Below are 18434 nucleotides of genomic sequence, written 5' to 3' on the forward strand. Positions count from 1 at the left end.
CGGCTAAGGCACCCCGCCCTTAGCCGGCGTTGCCTGGCCGGGTAAACTGCTGCTCGGTCATCACCTTTCCCCACTGATCCCCCTGCCATTCGCGGGTTAACGTGAAGCCAAAGGACTCATACAGTTTGCGGGCCGCGTCCAGACCTTTAAACGTCCACAGCTGAACGGCGCTGAACTGACGACTATCGCAGAAAGCCATCGCCTCACTGAGGAGCCGCCTGCCAATGCCGGTTCCCCGACAGCTGTCATCGAGAATGAACCAGCGTAGATGCGCCTGCTGCTGGCCGAGATCCTCGCCATCGATCGCCACCGAACCGACAATCTTCCCCTCGCGCATCGCCAGCCAGATCTGGTTGGCCGGCGAGGAAAGCCGGGTGGCAAATTCCGCCACGCCGCTGGCGACCTTGCCTTCAAAAAAAGCGCCAAAGTCATGGTGCCGGGCGTAATACTCCCCGTGCATCTGGGCTATCCGACCGATCATTCCCGGCTGATAGCCGGTCACCAGCGAAATCTGCGGGGTCGTATCCGCCAGCGCAGTATCCCGACACTGCGCCAGCGCCTGCGCATAGGCCGCCAGTCCGCTGGCGACGGTCCGCTGCTGCGGCTCATCCAGATGGCCTAACGCCTCCACCACCCGGCGGGTAGCCCACGCGTTGATCATCGCCACCGTATCGTGCCCCTTGGCGGTCAGCGCCAGCGATTTAGACCGCGCATCCTCCGCGCAGGGACGTTCCTCCAGCTCCCCGGCCGCCAGCAGACGGGCAACCATCCGGCTGACGCTCGATTTTTCCAGGCCCAGCAAAGTCACCAGCTGGGCGGCGGTCATCGCCCCTCTCACCGACACTTCGAGCAGGGTATGCACCGCCGACGGCGAATAGTGGGTGGCGGCCAGCGTGGTGTTCATAAAACCCAGCTCGCGCACCATTAACCGTGAGGCGGTACGGATCTGTTGGATTAAGGAGATGTCAGCCATAGCGATGCGTCCAGATCAAGATATAGTTGTATTATACAACCATCTATCGCAGGACGCGTCAAGAGGATAACCCCTCCAGTACGGCTGGGTAGCGTATCGGATGATGGAATGCTGCGGGCGCCGGACTGCGCCCGCGATGAATATTATTGCGGGTTCTTCCCCTTCCAGGCTTCCCAGGCCGATTTGATCTCCTGCTTCGCGGCGGCGGCATCATTAAACCCGGCCAGCTCGACCTTTTTCCGCCCCTCCGGCAGTTCTTTATAGACCCGGAAGAAGGCCTCCAGCCGCTGCTGCTCGATTTTCGGCAAATCGGCGATGGTCTTGATGTCGTCATAGGTGGGATCAATTTTACTGGCCGGCACGGCGATGATTTTGTCGTCTTTCTCACCGCCGTCTACCATCTTAAGGACGCCGATCGGCCGCAGCTTAATCAGCGTGCCCGGGGCCATTGGCGCGCGGGTGTAAAACACCACGTCCAGCGGGTCGCCATCCCCGGCCAGCGACTGGGTTAATGAACCGTAGTTTGCCGGGTAAGCCACCGGCATCGACTGAAAGCGGTCGGCGATGATAAATCCTGTTTTGGCGTCGGTTTCATACTTAATGATCCCGCCAGCCGGGATCTCGGTAACCGCGTAAAACTCTTCGGGATTGTTTTCCGGCTGCGGGAATTCCAGCACATTGTGAGCCTGTGCGGCGGCGGAAAAAAGCAGACCGGCAGTGAGGAGCGTTTTGACCAGATGCATTGTTGTATCACTCTGTTGTTATAAGAAATTGATGCGCAAAACAATAGTGTTGAGTGATGAAGAAAACATGACCATTCAGTGACGCTATTATTACCTACCAAAATTAGAGGTATTGTCTGAATTTTGTGCTATCGTTGTAGCAAAAAACCACATCCTGTACTAAAGCGCCTTGTTTTTTTCCCCATAGCGTCTAATCCTTATTAGGTAGTATTGCATTAATAAAATTAATCATTCCCCTCACAAGGAGACAGGCATGAAGGCAGCTGTTGTTACCCACGACCATCAGGTTAACGTTACGGAAAAAACGCTGCGCCCGCTGGAATACGGCGAAGCGCTGTTGAAAATGGAATGCTGCGGCGTGTGTCATACTGACCTGCACGTGAAAAACGGCGATTTTGGCGATAAAACCGGCGTTATTCTTGGTCATGAAGGGATCGGGGTAGTACAAAAAGTCGGCCCTGGCGTCACCTCCCTGAAGCCGGGCGATCGCGCCAGCGTGGCGTGGTTCTTCGAAGGCTGCGGCCACTGCGAATACTGTAACAGCGGCAACGAGACGCTGTGCCGCTCGGTGAAAAACGCCGGTTATACCGTCGACGGCGGCATGGCGGAAGAGTGCATCGTCACCGCCAACTACGCGGTTAAAGTCCCGGACGGCCTCGACTCCGCCGCCGCCAGCAGCATCACCTGCGCCGGGGTCACCACCTACAAAGCCGTTAAGGTCTCCCACATCAAACCGGGCCAGTGGATCGCTATCTACGGCCTCGGCGGCCTGGGCAACCTGGCGCTGCAGTATGCCAAGAATGTCTTTAACGCCAAAGTGATCGCCATCGACGTCAACGACGGCCAGCTGGAGCTGGCGGCCTCGATGGGCGCCGATCTGACCATCAACTCGCGCAATGAAGATGCGGCGAAAGTGATTCAGGAAAAAACCGGCGGCGCGCATGCTGCCGTGGTGACCGCGGTTGCTAAAGCGGCCTTTAACTCGGCGGTGGATGCCGTTCGCGCCGGCGGCCGCGTGGTGGCGGTAGGCCTGCCGCCGGAAGCAATGAGCCTCGATATTCCACGTCTGGTGCTCGACGGCATCGAAGTGGTCGGCTCGCTGGTCGGTACCCGTCAGGATCTGGTGGAAGCCTTCCAGTTCGCCGCCGAAGGCAAAGTGGTGCCGAAAGTCACCCTGCGCCCGCTGGAAGATATCAACGCCATTTTTAAAGAGATGGAGCAGGGTCAGATCCGCGGCCGTATGGTTATCGATCTGCGTAGCTAATCGCCAGCGCCTCTCCCGCCCGGGAGAGGCGCTTCCCCTCGCTTCCCGCCGCGAAAAGTAAATGCAATTTCCGCAAATGCTTAGCGCAATTCCTTGGTTCCTTTGTTTTTAGTCGCGCCCGATGATGGCAACACAATAGATAACAAAGGAATTCACCATGCATCGTCATTTTCGCCTGCCCGCGCTGGCCGCGCTGTTTCTTTCCGGCGCCTTCTCCGTCTGGGCCGCCGACACGCCGGTTAAAGGCGGTACCTTAATTTATCTGGAGCAGCAACCGCACACCAATCTCTATCCACCCGCCGGCGGCTTTTATCCAAACGGCGGCATTCTCAATCAGATCACCGACAAGCTGACCTGGCAGAACCCGAAAACGCTGGAGATTGAGCCGTGGATCGCCGAGAGCTGGACCAGTAATGCCGATAAAACCGAGTACACTTTCCACCTGCGCAAAGGGGTCACCTTCTCGGACGGTACGCCGCTGGATGCCACCGCCGTCGCCAAAAACTTCGACACCTATGGGCTGGGCGATAAAGCCCACCGCCTGCCTGTCTCGGAGGTGATCAATAACTACCAGCGCAGCGAAGTGATCGACCCGCTGACGGTGAAATTTTACTTCAACAAACCGTCGCCGGGCTTCCTGCAAGGGACCGCCACCATCGGCTCCGGTCTGGTGTCCCTCAGCACCCTGCAGCGCAATTTTGAGGAGCTGGGCGATGCCCGGCATATCATCGGCTCCGGTCCCTTTGTGGTGCAGGATGAAAAACCGGGCCGCGAGCTGACGCTGGTGGCGCGCAAGGATTATCAGTGGGGGCCGAAAAACATCGCCCAGCAGGGGCCCGCCAACCTCGACGGCATCACCTATATTGTGACCCCGGAAGACAGCGTGCGCATCGGCGCGCTGCTGGCCGGCCAGGCGGGCTTTATTCGCCAGGTGCAGGCCTACGATGAAAAGCAGGCGACCGATCAGGGATTTAAGGTCTACGCCGCCCCTACCCGCGGGGTCAACGACAGCCTGAGCTTCCGCCCGGATAACCCTCTGGTCGCCGACCTGCGGGTGCGCCAGGCCCTGCTCCATGCCACCAACGCCAAACAGGTGGTGGAGACGCTGTTCTCCGCTAACTACCCGCAAGCCACCTCCGTGCTGGCCAGCTCTGCCGCCGGCTATGTCAATCTGAGCGATAAACTGACCTTCGACCAGGCCAAAGCCCGGCAGTTGCTGGATGAGGCCGGCTGGAAAGCGGCCGCCGACGGGATTCGCAGCAAAGACGGGCAGCGGCTGGCGCTGACGGTCTATGAGTCGCTCCCGCAGCCGCAGAATAAAGAGGTGCTGCAGCTGATCGCCCAGCAATGGCGCCAGGTGGGAGTCGCGTTAACGGTCAAAGCCGGGGATGCCGGCAGCCGTACGCTTGACAACCTCGACCCGCAGAAAACGCCGCTCACCGTTTCGGAAGTGGGCCGCGCCGATCCGGATGTGGTAAAAAGCATGTTTTTCCCCAACAACCGCGACGCGCTGCTGCAGAAAGGCGGCTCCAGCGATAAAGTACAGCACTTCCGCGATGATAAGCTGAACGATCTGCTGACCGGCATCTCCGCGGCGGTGGAGCCACAGCAGCGTCTGCAGTTAACCGGCGATGCCCAGCGCTATCTGATCGAAAACGCCTATGTGATCCCGATTTTCGAAGAGCCGCAGGTGTTCGCCGGCGCGCCGTGGGTGAAAGGCGTCAGCTTCGAGGCCGTCGGTCGTCCGTCGTTCTACAGCGCCTGGCTGGATAAACATTAAGAGGCCGGATATGAGCGCTTATCTTCTGCGACGGTTCGGTCAGGGGCTGCTGGTCCTGTGGGCGGCCTTTACCCTCACCTTTTTCCTGCTGCAGGTGCTGCCAGGGGATGCGGTGCTGATCAAGTTTCAGAACCCGGACCTCGGTCTGAGCCCGGCGCAAATCGCCGACATGCGGCTGGCCTACGGCGCCGACAGCCCGCTGTGGCGCCAGTACCTGCACACGCTGCTGGCAATGCTGCACGGCGACTTTGGCTATTCCCTGCAGGCGGGTCTGGCGGTCAGTAGCCTGATTGCCAGCAACCTGCCGGATACCTTAAGCCTCGCCCTGCCGGCCTTCCTGCTGGCCGTGATCCTGGCGTTCACCCTCGCCTTCGCCTCGCGTCTGCCGGGGCTGCGCTGGCTGAGCAACCTCCTGCAGTCGCTGCCGGTGCTGTTTATCTCGCTGCCCACCTTCTGGCTGGGTATCGCCCTGATCCAGCTCTTTTCGTTTCAGTTGCGCTGGATCCCGGTGATCAACCCCGGTCCGCTGGAAGGGCTGATTTTACCGGTTATCGCCGTCGCGCTGCCCATCTCCGCCCCGCTGGCGCAGATCCTGATGCGCAGCATGGATCAGGTGGCGGTTCAGCCCTTCGTCGCGGTCGCCCGCGCCAAGGGAATGAGCGAGACCGGCGTCCTCTGGCGCCATGTGATGGGTAACGCCCTGCTGCCTGCGCTGAACATAGCCGGGCTACTGCTGGGCGAGCTGATTGCCGGGGCGCTGATCACCGAGACCGTCTTCGGCCGCAGCGGCCTCGGGCAGCTGACCCAGCAGGCGGTCAATAACCAGGATATTGCTGTGCTGCAGGCGGTGGTGATGATCTCCGCCCTCGGTTTCGTCCTGATCAACCTGCTGGTCGACCTGGTCATGCCGCGGCTGGATCCCCGACTCCAATTACAGACCGGAGGTGTGAAATGAGCCTGGTCGACTATGCCATCGCGGTTCGCCGCCGCCCGGAGTGGCGCAGAGTGCGTCTGCAGCCAGGCCTGTGGCTGGCGTGGGCGGTGATGATCACCGCCCTGTTAATGGCCCTTGCCCCACAGTGGTTTACCTCCGCTAACCCACTGGAAGGGATCCCCGGCGCTCAGCGCCTGGCGCCGCAGGCGCACTACTGGCTGGGCACCGACCAGTTGGGCCGCGACCTGTGGACGCGGGTGGTTTACGGCGCGGTACATTCTCTGTCGGCGGCGCTAATCGCCGTCGCCATCGGCCTGGTGGTCGGCACCGCCCTTGGCACCCTCGCCGGGGCACTGGCCGGACGTGTGGAATCCACCCTCATGCGCCTGGTGGATGTCCTGCTGGCCATCCCCTCGCTGCTGCTGCAGCTGACGGTGATCATTCTGCTGGGTTTTGGCACGGTGAATGCGGCGGTGGCGGTCGGCGTCGCGGCTATCGCCAGCTTCGCGCGCCTGGCGCGGGCGGAAGTGGTGCGCGTGCGCCACAGCGATTACGTCGAAGCGGCCCGGGGCAGCGGCGGCACCTTTCTCGCCATCTTCTGGCGTCATATCCTGCCCAACTCGCTCACCGCGGTGCTCGCCTTCGCAACGCTGCAGTTTGGTCAGGCGATGCTGGCTCTGGCCACCCTCAGCTTCCTCGGCTACGGCACCCCGCCGCCGGTCCCGGAGTGGGGATTACTGATCGCCGAAGGTCGTAATTACCTGTCGACCGCCTGGTGGCTGACCACCTTCCCCGGCCTCGCCGTGGTCGCGGTGGTCCTTGCCGCCAATCGTCTTAGCCGCCAGTGGAGTGGAGTACGCCCATGAACGTTCTGTCTGTTGAAGATCTGCGCATCAGCTACCGCTCGCGGGGCGAATGGCGCGAAGTGGTGCATAACGTCAGCTTTTCCATTCAGCGCGGCGAAATGCTGGCCTTCGTTGGGGAATCCGGCTCGGGGAAAACCACAACCGCGCAGGCGATTATCGGCCTGCTGGCGGATAATGCCCGCCGCGACGCCGGGCGAATTATTCTCAATGGCGAAGTGATTAGCGACTGGTCGGCAAAACGCCTGAACCGCCTGCGCGGAGTGAGCATCAGCCTGGTGCCGCAGGACCCAGGCAATTCGCTTAACCCAGTAAAAACCATTGGTCAGCAGGTGGAAGAGATTCTGCAACTGCATCAATCCCTCTCCGCCGCCGAACGCCGGCAGCAGGTCCTCAACCTGCTCGCTAAAGTCGGGCTCAGCCACCCGGAACAGCGTCTTGACCAGTACCCGCATCAGCTGTCGGGCGGGATGAAGCAGCGGGTGCTGATCGCCATCGCCATTGCCCTGCAGCCGGATCTGATTATTGCCGACGAGCCTACCAGCGCCCTTGACGTCACGGTGCAGAAGCGCATTCTCGACCTGCTCGATATCCTGCGTCGCGAGTCGGGAACCGCCGTGCTGTTTGTCACCCACGATCTGGCGCTGGCCGCCGAACGCGCCGACCGGATCATGGTGTTTCGCCAGGGCGAGATTCAGGAACAAGGCGCCACCGAGACGATTGTCCGGCGTCCGCAGCACCCTTACACCCGCCAGCTGCTCCGCGATCTGCAGGACGCGCCGCTGAGGCTGACGGCGGATCGTCCTCGTCCGCTGGCCACGCCGGCCATTCGCGTCGACGGGATCAGCAAACGCTTCTCGCTGGGCAAACAGGCGCTGCAGGCGCTGCAGGCGCTCGACAGCGTCAGCTTTGAGGTCAGGCGCGGCAGCACCCATGCGCTGGTGGGCGAGTCCGGCTCCGGGAAAACCACCCTGGCGAGGATCCTGCTGGGCTTCGAGCGCGCCGACGCCGGACAGGTGACCATCGACGGTATTGACGCCGGGCATCTTAGCCGCGAGGCGCAGCGTCAGCTGCGGCGCAAAATCCAGTTCGTCTATCAGAACCCCTTCGCTTCGCTCGACCCGCGCCAGACGCTGTTCGCGATTATCGAAGAGCCATTAAAAAACTTTGAGCGCCTCAGCGCGGCGACGCGTCGCCAGCGTGTGGAGAGCGTCGCCGCGCGGGTGGCACTGGCCCCGGAGCTGCTGTCGCGGACGCCGCGGGAGCTTTCCGGCGGCCAGCGGCAGCGGGTGGCGATTGCCCGGGCGCTGATCCTCGAGCCGGCGATCCTGGTCCTTGACGAAGCGACCTCGGCACTCGACGTCACCGTTCAGGCGCAGATCCTCGCCCTGCTAGAGCAGCTACAGCAGCAGCTTGGTCTGAGCTATCTGTTCATTACCCACGATCTGGCGACGGTGAGGCGGATTGCCGACAGCGTCACGGTGCTGCGCGCCGGCCAGGTGGTGGAGCATGGCGACGTTGGCCGCCTGTTCGCCGCCCCGCAGCAGGCCTACACCCGCGAGCTGATCGCCGCTATCCCCCAGGTTTCCCCCCGCTTAGCGCAGCCCTATACGGAGAACGCATAATGCCTAAACGCCTCGGCTTTTTTACCCGTCTGCTCGACCAGGGCTCTGCGCAAACGCGCTACCTGCTGGCGGCCGAACAGATCCGCCACGCGGAGCGCGTCGGCTTCGACAGCGCATGGATTGCCCAACACCATTTTCATGAACAGGAAGGCGGCCTGCCTTCCCCGCTGGTGTTTCTCGCCCACGTCGCGGCGCAGACTGACCGCATTCGCCTCGGCACAGCCATTATCACCTTGCCGATGGAAAATCCGCTGCGCGTCGCCGAAGACGCGGCGGTGCTGGATTTACTCACCGACGGGCGTCTGGAGGTGGGGTTTGGCTCCGGCGGCACGCCAACCTCATTTCTGCCCTTCGGCCTGACCAGCGAGCAGCGCGGAGCGGTGTTTGCTGACCATCTGCACCTGATCCACAGCGCCTGGCGCGGCGACACCCTCAGCCACCCGGACAACCATCTCTATCCGCCGGCGCCGCAGCTGGCGGCGCGAATCTGGATCGCCACCTTCTCGGTGGAGGGCGCCATCCGTGCCGGTCAGGCGGGACACGGGCTGATGCTGTCCCGCACGCAGCCCCGGCCGCCCGGTGAGCCGCGCCTGCCGCTGGACGCCATTCAGAACCCGATCATCGACGCCTATCTGTCGGCGCTGCCGGACGGCGTTGCGCCGCGGATCCTCGCCTCGCGCACCGCCTTTGTCGCTGACAGCCACGCCCACGCCCTGCAGGTCGCCGAACCCGGCCTGCGCAAACAGGCGGCACAGCACCGGGAAGCGGGTCATCGGATAGAAGGTGACAGTGTCACTGACTATCTGCAGCAGCTGGATGCCCACGTCGGCGATCCTGAGCATGTTATCGCCTCCCTGGCGCAAGACAGCGTGCTGGCCCGCGCTACCGATATTTCGTTTCAGGTGCACTCGGTGGAGCCTTCGCACCGGGATACGCTGCGTTCCATTGAGCTGATCGCCCAGCATATTGCCCCCCACATCAGATAAGGAGTCACCATGACGCTGAGTCAGGATATTCTGGCCGAACTGGCGGAGATCGCCATCGGTTCCCCGCTCGATCAGGCGCGCGCAGTCCGCGACGCCGCCACCCGTCACGCCCAGGGAAGTTATGAAGTGCTGTTCAGCCAGCAGGATACTGACTTTCCTCTTGATGAACGCTTCGCCGTGGCCGCGAAGGTGGCGAAACTGCACCAGGCGGACGCGCTGGCGGCGCACTATGCCGGCTTCGGCCTTGCCGACCCGACCACGGACCGTCTGGTTCCGGCGCTGGCCTTTGCCCGCCTGCTGACCTTCACTCCTGTCGAAGCGACCCCCGCCGCGCTGCTGGCTCTGACAAAAGCAGGCTGGAGCCTGCGGGGCATCGTCACCCTGGCGCAGCTGGTAGCCTTTGTCAGCTTCCAGAGCCGCCTGCTGCTGGGCCTGCGGGCGCTCAACCATCAGCCCATCGTCAGCGCCGACACGCCGGTGGTGGCCGGGTACTGGCACACCACCCCACAAACTCAAAGCGGCAAAGCGGCCCCGGTGCGTTTCACCCGTGATGAACTGCATTGGGAACCCTGGCTGGCGGATAAACCGCTGGCGGAATTTAGCCCTGAAGAACAGGCGATCCTGGCAAAATATGGCCATAGCGATTCGCCTTACTTCCGCCTGCTGGCGCGCAACCAGCCGGTGCTGGAGCAGCGGACGCTGACTGATAAAGGCATTTTCTATACCCCAGGGGGGTTGCCGCGCGCCGAACGTGAACTGGCCGCCACGGTGGCCAGTAAAATCAACGGCTGTATTTACTGCGCCTCGGTACATGCCCGCAAAGCGGCGCAGCTGGCGAAGGACGAGACCGCCGTCGACACGCTGCTGGCGGTGACGCCGGGAGACGATCTGCGCGGCGGGCAGTCGCCGCGCTGGCAGGCGGAGATCGATGCCGCCGCCGCGCTGTCGGTGACGCCGCCCGCGCTGAAAGCCAGCCATCTGGCTGCGCTTGATGAGCAGGGCTTAGATACCCTGGCCCAGCTGGATCTGCTGCAGTCAGCGGCCTTTTTCGCCTGGGCCAACCGGCTGATGCTGACGCTCGGCGAACCCTGGCGTGAGTAAGCGTCGTTAGCAAGCCTGTCGGCGCTGATGGCGACCGTAGATGAGCAAGGCGCTCATCGCCAGAAACGACAGCGTGGCGGCGGGAAGCGCCACGCTGTTCCAGCCGAACCCCTGGGCAATCATCATTCCGCCGCAGAAGGCGCCGATGGCGCTCCCGAGGTTAAAGGCGATCTGCCCCCCTGCCGCCCCCAGCATCTCGCCGCCTTTGGCGTGCTGCAGCAGCAGGATCTGCAGCGGCGCCGACAGGGCAAACAGCCCGGCACAGCAGAAAAACGCCAGCGTCAGCGAAGCGACTTTATGCTCCCCGAAGGCAAAGATCAGCAGCAGCGTCACGGCGATCGCCCCGTCAGTCATGGCCGCGATGCGCAGCGGACTGTAGCGCCCGGAAATTTTACCGCTGAACAGATTGCCAACCACCATACCCAGCCCCGCCAGCATCATAATCAGCATCATCCGGCTTTCGGCAAAGCCGGAGACGTTGAGCATAAAGGGCTTGATATAGCTGAACCACGCGAACACCCCGGCGTTACCGAACATGGTGGCGGCAAAAATCAGCCACGGCGCCGGGGAAGCCAGAAAACGGAACTGCTCGCGCAGCCGCGTGCTGGCCCGGTCATACAGCGTGGGCACCCAGCAGCAGATGGCCAGAAACACCGCGACGTTAAACACCGCGATAAGCGCGAAGGTATAGCGCCAGCTAAAGTGATGCCCAAGCCAGGTGCCGCCGGGGACGCCCACCAGGTTAGCGATCGTCATGCCGCCAATCATCCCGGCCACCGCGGCGGTCACCTTCCCTGGCGGCGCGATTTTCGACAGGATAATCGCGCCGACGCCAAAGAACGCCCCGTGGGGAAACCCGGAAACCAGCCGGCCTAGCGCCAGCATGGCGTAGCTACTGGAGAAGGTAAACAGGGTATTGCCGAGAATGCACAGGGCCGCGAGAAACAGCATCACCGATTTCAACGAAAACCGACTGGAGAGCAACGCCATGATCGGCGCGCCGATCACCACGCCGAAGGCATACCAGGCAATCATATTGCCGGCGGCGGGAATGGATATTCCGACATCGCGCGCCATGTCCGGCAGCACGCCCATAATGCCAAATTCCGCCATGCCGAGTCCGAAAGTGCCCAGCGCCAGTGAAAAAATCGTTTTTTTCATACATCTTTTAGGGGTATTGAGAGACGGCCGGCATTATTGACCATCCCGCCTCGCCACACCAGCTAAAAACGCCCGACGGCAGTATCCTCCATACAACGGCCTGATTCGTTCATGCGCTCGCCAGCGCCACTGTTGGCTTTCCAGCCGACGGCAGAGGCGCCTGGCGGTGGATAATCCCCTGTAAAAATTGGTGGGCACGCAGGGATACATCGCGGATTGATCTCAAGTTTACTTGAGGTTGTAAAGTCGAGACATCGTTCACCTCGGGAGAATCATCCATGCAAAATGTTGATGTCGGCTTTACCCATGTCGCCTTTACCGTCCGCTGTCTGGCCAGCAGCATCGATTTTTATACCCGCTATACGGCGATGACCGTTATTCACCAGCGCGAACCCGACCTCCCCTCGGCGCGTAAAGTGGCGTGGCTCAGCGATCGCACCCGACCTTTCGCCCTGGTGCTGGTGCAAAGTGATGACCCTGCCGACACGCCGCTGGGTCCGTTCGGCCATCTCGGCGTCGCCTGCGCCACCCAGGCGGAGATCGATGAGAAAGTCGCTCAGGCGCGGCGGGAAGGCGTTTTGCGTCGGGAACCGGAGCAGTTGGGCGATCCGGTAGGCTATTTCGCTTTCTTTGCCGACCCGGACGGTAACACCCTTGAGCTGTCGTGGGGGCAGCGGGTGGGACTGGAAGTCATCGCCGCGGGGAGCGCCCGCTAACCCGTCCCGGGCGGAATATTTTCCACCGCCTCGCCGGTGAAGGATTACACTTCAAAGGGATACCTCGGCAACACGGAGCATGGCGATGGGTAATAAGAAAAGCGGTAATCCGGTCGACGCGGCGGTGAAGATCGCCCCGCTTGACAATAAAGCGTATGAGAAGGCGTTGCGCAAGCTCCACGTGGAGCTGGTGAAACTGCAGCGCTGGGTGGTGCATAAAGGGTTGAAGGTGTGCATCGTCTTTGAAGGCCGGGACGGCGCCGGCAAAGGCGGCACCATTAAGGCGATCACCGAGCGCGTCAGCCCGCGTATCTTCCGGGTCGTCGCCTTACCCTCGCCCACCGAACGCGAGAAAAGTCAGCTCTATTTTCAGCGCTATATCAAGCATCTCCCGGCGGCTGGGGAAATCGTGATTTTCGATCGCAGCTGGTACAACCGCGCCGGCGTCGAACGCGTGATGGGCTTTTGTACCCCGGAGGAGGTGCAGAAATTTCTCGACGGCGCGCCGATGGTGGAGCGCGGCATGGTCGAGTCGGGCATTATCCTGCTCAAGTACTGGCTGGAGGTCTCCCCGCAGGAGCAGGAGCGGCGCCTGCGGGATCGCATCGACGACGGGCGCAAGATCTGGAAGCTCTCGCCGATGGACATCAAGTCTTTCAATCGCTGGGATGAATATACCGCCGCCCGCGACGCCATGTTCGCCGCCACCGACACCGCCTGGGCGCCGTGGTTCGTCGCCCGCTCCGAGGATAAAAAGCGGGTGCGTCTGAATATCATCACCCACCTGCTGTCGCAGATCCCCTACGAAGCCTTGCCAGTGGAGCATGTCACGCTGCCGAAGCGCAAAATTGGTAAAATGAAACAGACCAATTTTCCCTTCCGCTTTATTCCGGAGAAGTTCTGATTATTTCCCGCCGCGCTGGTTAATACCAGCGCCGGGTTTATTACTATAACCATTAATATTTCAGGCGATTACTTTCCTCTGGAAGCTGCCTCGCAAAATAAACATTAAAATTACTGCTGGCATTTATCTTTTAGTGAGTAAAGTGAATAATCACAGAACCAACCGCAAGGAGCCTATGATGAAAAGTAATACGCTACGTAAAAGACCCACTGACGTACCCGTCCAGAAGGTGTCAGTACAGCCAGGTAAGGATTTACGAGAAGCAGATAAACAGAGACAGCACAAGGAATTCATTGCCGCAATGAATGAATTTATTGCAAAAGGAGGCACTCTTACTGATGATGAATTTTTCAGGGTACTATGATGCTTGAACAATTCAATGTTTATCGAAATTGTTCTGCTCAGACAAATAAAACCCTGCCATATTATATGATTGTGCAGAATGATTATTATGCAGACCTGGCCACGAGAGTCATTATTCCTTTAATGCGACCACAACAGTTACCACGCTGGCATCAGCATGTCGTACCAAGGATAAATATTGAATTTGACAGCTTTTTACTTTGTACGCCAATGATCAGTAACTTAAATAATAAACGGATCCAGCCACAGGATTTCGTCTGCAATCTGAGTCATGCGCGCCAGGGCGTTATCGATTCAATCGATACACTTATCACGAACTGCTGACTGCCGGGAACCCGCTCCGACATCTCCGGAGCGGGTTTCGCGCCGTGAAGGCTTACTTCATCCCTTCGCGACTCTCTTTCATCGCTTCAAGGCGTTCGACATCGCGATACCAGCGCGGGTGGTGTTTCTTCGCCCAGCGGCGGCTGACTTTGCCTTCAATCATCCCCTTAATCGACCCCTTCACCCAGAACGCCATATACATATGGATAAGGATGGCGTGGATCAGAATAATGGCTGAAGTGGCGTGTATCAGCAGGCTATAGCGAATCACCGGAATCGGGAAATATTGGGCAAACCAGGGCCGCCAGATAATCACCCCGGTCACCAGCAGCACGAAAATCATGCTCATGATGGTCCAGAACATCATCTTCTGCCCGGCGTTATATTTACCGACCCGCGCCACCTTATGCTCGTTGCCTTTCAGCACCTCCACAATGCCTTTCAGCCACGGAATATCCTGTTTATCCGGGATGTTGTGATGGACAAAACGCACGAACATAAACATCAGGGCGATAAAAATCAGCACGCCAAAGAAGGGGTGCAGAATACGCCCCATCTGCGGGGTACCGAAGGTTTCGGTCAGCCACTGCAGCGTCGGGAAGAAAAACGATATTCCCGACAGCGCCACGAGGAAGAAACAGATAACCACCGTCCAGTGACAGGCGCGATCGATAAAGGTCGTGCGCACAATCATCTTCGATTTACTCATCATGCTTCTCCTCATCGTCGTCAACTTCCTTGTTCGGCCCGATACCGATGTAGTGATAGATAAGCCCGGCAAAGGTGGCGATAAAGCCCGCCGCCGACAGCGGCTTCAGCGCCCCCTTCCACAGATTGATACTGGTATCGATCTGCGGTTCCTTCGGCAGCTTGTGATACAGCTCGGGCTGGTCGGCATGATGCAGGACGTACATCACGTGGGTGCCGCCGACGCCCTGCGGGTTGTAAATCCCGGCCCTGGCATAACCGCGTTTTTTCAGCTTAGCCACCCGCTCCTCGGCCACCTCCAGCATCTCTTTCTTCGTACCGAAGTGGATCGCGCCGGTAGGACAGGTTTTCACGCACGCCGGTTCCTGACCGACGCTGACCCGGTCCACGCACAGGGTGCATTTATAGACCCGGTTATCCTCTTTATTGAGACGCGGTACGTTAAAGGGACAGCCAGCAATGCAGTAGCCGCAGCCGATGCAGTTTTCCTGCTGGAAATCGACGATGCCGTTGGCGTACTGAATAATCGCCCCGGCGGATGGGCAGGCCTTCAGACAACCCGGCTCTGCGCAGTGCATACAGCCATCCTTGCGGATAAGCCACTCCAGCTTGCCGTTCTGTTCGGTCTCGCTAAAGCGCATTACCGTCCAGGATTTGGCGCTAAGATCCGCCGGGTTATCGTACACCCCGACGCAGTGCCCCACGTCATCGCGGATGTCATTCCATTCGGAGCAGGCCACCTGGCAGGCTTTACAGCCCACGCAGGAGGAGACATCGATAAGCTTGGCGACTTCCGCTTTATGGTCCCGCGCGCGCGGCGCGGGGGTGATCGGGTTGGTCGCGGAGCGTTTAATAATGTCTTGTGTTTCCATCGCCATTGAATCGCTCCTTACGCTTTCTCGATGTTGACCAGAAACGCCTTATATTCCGGCGTTTGCGAGTTGGAATCGCCAACGTTCGGCGTCAGGGTGTTAGCGATATAGCCTTTGCGAGCCACGCCTTCAAAACCCCAGTGCAGCGGGATCCCGACGGTCTCCACCTGCTGGCCGTTGACGTTGAGCGTTTGCAGGCGGCGCGTCACCACCGCTACCGCGCGAATAAAGCCGCGCTGGCTGCTGACTTTCACCCGGTCGCCGTTGGCAATCCCTTTCGCTTTTGCCAGCCCTTCGCTAATTTCGACAAACTGTTCCGGCTGCGCGATGGAATTGAGCAGCGCATGCTTGGTCCAGGTATGGAAATGCTCGGTCAGACGATAGGTGGTCCCGACATACGGGAACTTATCCTTCTTACCTAAGCGGATGGCGTCCTCTTCATACAAACGCACCACCGGGCTGGAGACCACCTTCGGGTGCAGCGGGTTAGTGCCAAGCGGGGTTTCCATCGGCTCGTAGTGTTCCGGGAACGGTCCTTCCGCCAGCTTATCCAGCGCGAACAGGCGACCCAGCCCCTCCTGCTGCATGATAAATGGCCCGGTGTTACTCCCCGGCGGCGCGGTATTGAAGTCCGGAATATCATTCCCGACCCACTTGCTGCCGTTCCACTGGATCAGCATCCGCTTCGCATCCCACGGCTTGCCGTTGATATCGGCCGAAGCGCGGTTATAGAGCACCCGGCGATTAAGCGGCCACGCCCAGGCCCAGCCCAGCGTATTGCCCAGACCCGAAGGGTCGGCATTATCGCGATTCGCCATCTGGTTGCCCTGCTCCGTCCAGCTGCCGGCATAGATCCAACAGGAAGACGCCGTCGTCCCGTCGTCACGCAGCAGCGCGAAGCTGTTCAGCAGCTGGCCTTTTTTCGCCACCAGGGTGCCGTTGGCGTCATAAAGATCCGCCAGTGCGTAGCCGTTGTTCTCTTTCGCGACTTCTTCCGATTCCGGATGGTCCGGCTGCTTATAGCGCCAGCTCATCTTCAGCAGGGGTTCCGCACCCTTCCCGCCTTCGGTGCGGTACAGTTCGCGCAGGCGATGGTAAATCCCGGCCAGGATCTCGCCGTCGTTACGTGCTTCACCTGGGGCATCCTGACCTTTCCAGTGCCACTGCAGCCAGCGGCCGGAGTTGGCGATCGAACCGTCCTCTTCGGCAAAGCAGGTCGATGGCAGGCGGAAGACTTCCGTCTGAATCGTCGAGGGGTCGACGTCATTAGACTCGCCGTGGTTCTGCCAGAAAGTGGAAGTTTCGGTGACCAGCGGATCGATAACCACCATATACTTCAGCTTGCTCAGGCTGCGAACCACTTTGTTTTTGTCCGGAAAGGACGCGACCGGGTTAAAGCCCTGGCAGATATAGCCAGTGACTTTGCCGTTATCCATCATGTTGAAGTATTTGATAACGTCGTAAGCCTGGTCCCACTTTGGTAACCACTCAAAGCCCCAGTCGTTCTCTTTTTGCGCCGCCTCGCCGTAGAAGGATTTCATCAGGCTGACAAAGAATTTCGGGTAGTTGCTCCAGTAGTTCACCTGGTCCGGCAGGGTCGCTTTTGGCGTGTTGGCCGCCAGGTACGTCTGCAGATCCGGCTGCTTTTCAGAAGGCAGGGTCAGGTAGCCTGGCAGGCTGGTAGACAGCAGGCCAAGGTCGGTCAGCCCCTGAATATTAGAGTGACCGCGCAGGGCATTCACGCCACCGCCGGCCATGCCCATATTGCCGAGCAGCAATTGGATCATCGCCATGGTGCGAATGTTCTGCGCGCCGACGGTGTGCTGCGTCCAGCCCAGGGCATACAGGAAGGTGGTGGTGCGATCGGCGGCGCTGGTTGAGGCCAGCACATCGCACACCTTGAGGAAGTCCGCTTTCGGCGTACCGCAGATGTTTTCGACCACCTCTGGCGTGTAACGGGAAACGTGCTGCTTCAGCAGATTCCACACGCAGCGCGGATGGCTTAGCGTCTCATCGCGTTTAGCGTAGCCGTTTTCATCGAACTGGTAGTTCCAGGACGATTTATCATACTGGCGTTTGTCCGCATCATAGCCGCTGAACAGCCCCTCTTCGAAGGCAAAATCATCCCGCACCAGCAGGCTGGCGTTGGTGTAGTGCTTCACGTACTCGGCATTGATTTTGTTATGTTCGATCAGGTACAGCAGCACCCCCGACAGGAAGGTAATGTCGGTACCGGAGCGAATCGGCGCATAGATATCGGCCACCGACGCAGTGCGCGTAAAGCGCGGGTCGACGACGATAAGCGTGGCGTCGTTGTTGTTCTTCGCCTCCATCGCCCAGCGGAATCCCACCGGGTGGGCTTCCGCGGCGTTACCGCCCATCACCACCACGACGTTCGCGTTTTTGATATCCACCCAGTGGTTAGTCATCGCACCGCGACCAAATGTTGGAGCAAGACTTGCTACCGTTGGTCCGTGTCAGACGCGCGCCTGGTTGTCTACCGCCAGCATACCCAGCGATCGCACAAATTTTTGCGTCAGCATGCCGGTCTCATTACTCGCCGCCGAGGCGCACAGCATACCGGTGGAAAGCCAGCGGTTAACCGTCGCGCCCTGCTCGTTCTTTTCCATAAAGTTGGCGTCGCGGTCGGCTTTCATCAGCCGGGCAATGCGGCTGAAGGCTTCATCCCAGGAGAGTCGCTGCCATTTATCGGATCCCGGGGCGCGGTACTCCGGGTAGCGCAGGCGGTTATCACTGTGGACATAGTCCAGCAGGCCGGCGCCTTTCGGGCATAGCGCGCCGCGGCTCACCGGATGGTCCGGATCTCCTTCGATATGGTAAATCGCTTCTTTGGCGTTTTTCGCGCCGTCGCCGAGGCTATACATTAATAGCCCGCAGCCAACGGAGCAGTAAGTGCAGGTGTTGCGGATCTCTTTCGCACGCAGCAATTTGTAGTTGCGTGCCTGAGCCAGCGCCATTTTGGGGGCAAAGCCCAGGGCGGCAGCTGTGGTTCCGGCCATACCGCCTGCGCAGATCTTAAAGAACTTTCTGCGGCTGACGTCCATTGCATTCCTCCATGCAGGATGTTGATTCATCGCGCGGAGGAAACTAACAGTA

The 18434-nt window shown here is 60.1% G+C and carries 17 protein-coding genes; 11 read left to right on the plus strand and 6 right to left on the minus strand.

What is annotated here, in order from left to right; translation table 11 throughout:
- Positions 1-19: 19 nt before the first annotated feature.
- Together MKS11_RS27675 and MKS11_RS05575 are read right to left on the minus strand one after the other, a co-directional pair.
- Positions 20-973, minus strand: a complete 954-nt coding sequence (locus tag MKS11_RS27675) for a bifunctional helix-turn-helix transcriptional regulator/GNAT family N-acetyltransferase (RefSeq protein ID WP_087771007.1) — start codon at positions 971-973, stop codon at positions 20-22.
- 143 nt (positions 974-1116) lie between these two features.
- Positions 1117-1716, minus strand: coding sequence for an inorganic diphosphatase (locus MKS11_RS05575; protein ID WP_004202655.1), 600 nt, complete (start codon positions 1714-1716; stop codon positions 1117-1119).
- Between the two features lie 253 nt (positions 1717-1969).
- Here MKS11_RS05575 and adhP point away from each other — a divergent pair, with 253 nt between their 5' ends.
- From adhP to MKS11_RS05610, 7 genes are all read left to right on the plus strand, one after another.
- Positions 1970-2980 carry an alcohol dehydrogenase AdhP gene (gene adhP / locus MKS11_RS05580; RefSeq protein WP_004202657.1) on the plus strand — a complete coding sequence of 337 codons (1011 nt, stop codon included), beginning with the start codon at positions 1970-1972 and terminating at the stop codon, positions 2978-2980.
- Between the two features lie 157 nt (positions 2981-3137).
- Complete coding sequence (locus tag MKS11_RS05585; RefSeq protein WP_087771006.1) at positions 3138-4760, plus strand: TIGR04028 family ABC transporter substrate-binding protein; 1623 nt, start codon at positions 3138-3140, stop codon at positions 4758-4760.
- Positions 4761-4770: 10 nt separating this feature from the next.
- Positions 4771-5715 (plus strand): ABC transporter permease, encoded by a 945-nt coding sequence (locus tag MKS11_RS05590; RefSeq protein WP_004202661.1) that lies wholly within the window; start codon positions 4771-4773, stop codon positions 5713-5715.
- Positions 5712-6560 (plus strand): ABC transporter permease, encoded by an 849-nt coding sequence (locus MKS11_RS05595; protein WP_017900524.1) that lies wholly within the window; start codon positions 5712-5714, stop codon positions 6558-6560. Before MKS11_RS05590 ends, MKS11_RS05595 begins: the two co-directional genes overlap by 4 nt.
- Positions 6557-8182, plus strand: coding sequence for an ABC transporter ATP-binding protein (locus MKS11_RS05600; RefSeq protein ID WP_284109439.1), 1626 nt, complete (start codon positions 6557-6559; stop codon positions 8180-8182). Before MKS11_RS05595 ends, MKS11_RS05600 begins: the two co-directional genes overlap by 4 nt.
- Entirely contained in the window at positions 8182-9168 is a 987-nt protein-coding gene (locus MKS11_RS05605; RefSeq protein WP_062914235.1) for a putative FMN-dependent luciferase-like monooxygenase, read from the plus strand. The genes MKS11_RS05600 and MKS11_RS05605 overlap by 1 nt, the downstream gene beginning before the upstream one ends.
- Positions 9169-9177: 9 nt before the next feature.
- Positions 9178-10269, plus strand: a complete 1092-nt coding sequence (locus tag MKS11_RS05610; protein WP_043519637.1) for an alkylhydroperoxidase domain protein — start codon at positions 9178-9180, stop codon at positions 10267-10269.
- A gap of 6 nt (positions 10270-10275) precedes the next feature.
- Here the strand turns inward: MKS11_RS05610 and araJ are convergent, their stop codons facing one another.
- Positions 10276-11430 (minus strand): MFS transporter AraJ, encoded by a 1155-nt coding sequence (gene araJ / locus MKS11_RS05615; protein ID WP_087771004.1) that lies wholly within the window; start codon positions 11428-11430, stop codon positions 10276-10278.
- A gap of 278 nt (positions 11431-11708) precedes the next feature.
- Between araJ and MKS11_RS05620 the strand changes: the two genes are divergently transcribed.
- The 4 genes from MKS11_RS05620 to MKS11_RS05635 all read left to right on the plus strand — a co-directional run bounded on the left by MKS11_RS05620 (position 11709) and on the right by MKS11_RS05635 (position 13737).
- On the plus strand, positions 11709-12146 hold the full coding sequence (locus MKS11_RS05620; protein WP_004202671.1) for a VOC family protein: 438 nt from the start codon (positions 11709-11711) through the stop codon (positions 12144-12146).
- 85 nt (positions 12147-12231) lie between these two features.
- Entirely contained in the window at positions 12232-13050 is an 819-nt protein-coding gene (gene ppk2, locus MKS11_RS05625) for a polyphosphate kinase 2 (protein ID WP_004202673.1), read from the plus strand.
- Between the two features lie 178 nt (positions 13051-13228).
- Positions 13229-13414 carry a hypothetical protein gene (locus tag MKS11_RS05630; protein WP_004202675.1) on the plus strand — a complete coding sequence of 62 codons (186 nt, stop codon included), beginning with the start codon at positions 13229-13231 and terminating at the stop codon, positions 13412-13414.
- Complete coding sequence (locus MKS11_RS05635; protein ID WP_004202676.1) at positions 13411-13737, plus strand: CcdB family protein; 327 nt, start codon at positions 13411-13413, stop codon at positions 13735-13737. Before MKS11_RS05630 ends, MKS11_RS05635 begins: the two co-directional genes overlap by 4 nt.
- Before the next feature lie 52 nt (positions 13738-13789).
- Here the strand turns inward: MKS11_RS05635 and fdnI are convergent, their stop codons facing one another.
- Genes fdnI through fdnG form a run of 3 tightly spaced genes read right to left on the minus strand, consistent with a single transcriptional unit; the run spans position 13790 to position 18382 of the window.
- Positions 13790-14446, minus strand: coding sequence for a formate dehydrogenase-N subunit gamma (gene fdnI, locus MKS11_RS05640; protein WP_043519639.1), 657 nt, complete (start codon positions 14444-14446; stop codon positions 13790-13792).
- A complete protein-coding gene (gene fdxH, locus MKS11_RS05645; protein ID WP_043519640.1) occupies positions 14439-15323 on the minus strand; it encodes a formate dehydrogenase subunit beta in 885 nt (294 codons plus the stop codon). The genes fdnI and fdxH overlap by 8 nt, the downstream gene beginning before the upstream one ends.
- 11 nt (positions 15324-15334) lie before the next feature.
- The gene (gene fdnG, locus MKS11_RS05650; protein WP_085956532.1) at positions 15335-18382 is read right to left on the minus strand and encodes a formate dehydrogenase-N subunit alpha; all 3048 of its coding nucleotides are present in this window, start codon (positions 18380-18382) and stop codon (positions 15335-15337) included.
- Positions 18383-18434 lie beyond the last annotated feature (52 nt).

Source organism: Klebsiella sp. K5-45 (assembly GCF_030128605.1).
Classification (GTDB): domain Bacteria; phylum Pseudomonadota; class Gammaproteobacteria; order Enterobacterales; family Enterobacteriaceae; genus Klebsiella; species Klebsiella quasipneumoniae.

Bases quoted from the DNA above. Each gene is read 5' to 3' on its own strand.
- MKS11_RS05590 (WP_004202661.1), top strand. From the start codon at position 4,771: ATGAGCGCTTATCTTCTGCGACGGTTCGGTCAGGGGCTGCTGGTCCTG.
- MKS11_RS05630 (WP_004202675.1), top strand. From the start codon at position 13,229: ATGAAAAGTAATACGCTACGTAAAAGACCCACTGACGTACCCGTCCAG.
- MKS11_RS05605 (WP_062914235.1), top strand. From the start codon at position 8,182: ATGCCTAAACGCCTCGGCTTTTTTACCCGTCTGCTCGACCAGGGCTCT.
- MKS11_RS05575 (WP_004202655.1), bottom strand. From the start codon at position 1,716: ATGCATCTGGTCAAAACGCTCCTCACTGCCGGTCTGCTTTTTTCCGCC.
- MKS11_RS05610 (WP_043519637.1), top strand. From the start codon at position 9,178: ATGACGCTGAGTCAGGATATTCTGGCCGAACTGGCGGAGATCGCCATC.
- MKS11_RS05600 (WP_284109439.1), top strand. From the start codon at position 6,557: ATGAACGTTCTGTCTGTTGAAGATCTGCGCATCAGCTACCGCTCGCGG.
- ppk2 (WP_004202673.1), top strand. From the start codon at position 12,232: ATGGGTAATAAGAAAAGCGGTAATCCGGTCGACGCGGCGGTGAAGATC.
- fdxH (WP_043519640.1), bottom strand. From the start codon at position 15,323: ATGGCGATGGAAACACAAGACATTATTAAACGCTCCGCGACCAACCCG.
- araJ (WP_087771004.1), bottom strand. From the start codon at position 11,430: ATGAAAAAAACGATTTTTTCACTGGCGCTGGGCACTTTCGGACTCGGC.
- MKS11_RS05585 (WP_087771006.1), top strand. From the start codon at position 3,138: ATGCATCGTCATTTTCGCCTGCCCGCGCTGGCCGCGCTGTTTCTTTCC.
- MKS11_RS05620 (WP_004202671.1), top strand. From the start codon at position 11,709: ATGCAAAATGTTGATGTCGGCTTTACCCATGTCGCCTTTACCGTCCGC.
- MKS11_RS05595 (WP_017900524.1), top strand. From the start codon at position 5,712: ATGAGCCTGGTCGACTATGCCATCGCGGTTCGCCGCCGCCCGGAGTGG.
- MKS11_RS27675 (WP_087771007.1), bottom strand. From the start codon at position 973: ATGGCTGACATCTCCTTAATCCAACAGATCCGTACCGCCTCACGGTTA.
- fdnI (WP_043519639.1), bottom strand. From the start codon at position 14,446: ATGAGTAAATCGAAGATGATTGTGCGCACGACCTTTATCGATCGCGCC.
- MKS11_RS05635 (WP_004202676.1), top strand. From the start codon at position 13,411: ATGATGCTTGAACAATTCAATGTTTATCGAAATTGTTCTGCTCAGACA.
- adhP (WP_004202657.1), top strand. From the start codon at position 1,970: ATGAAGGCAGCTGTTGTTACCCACGACCATCAGGTTAACGTTACGGAA.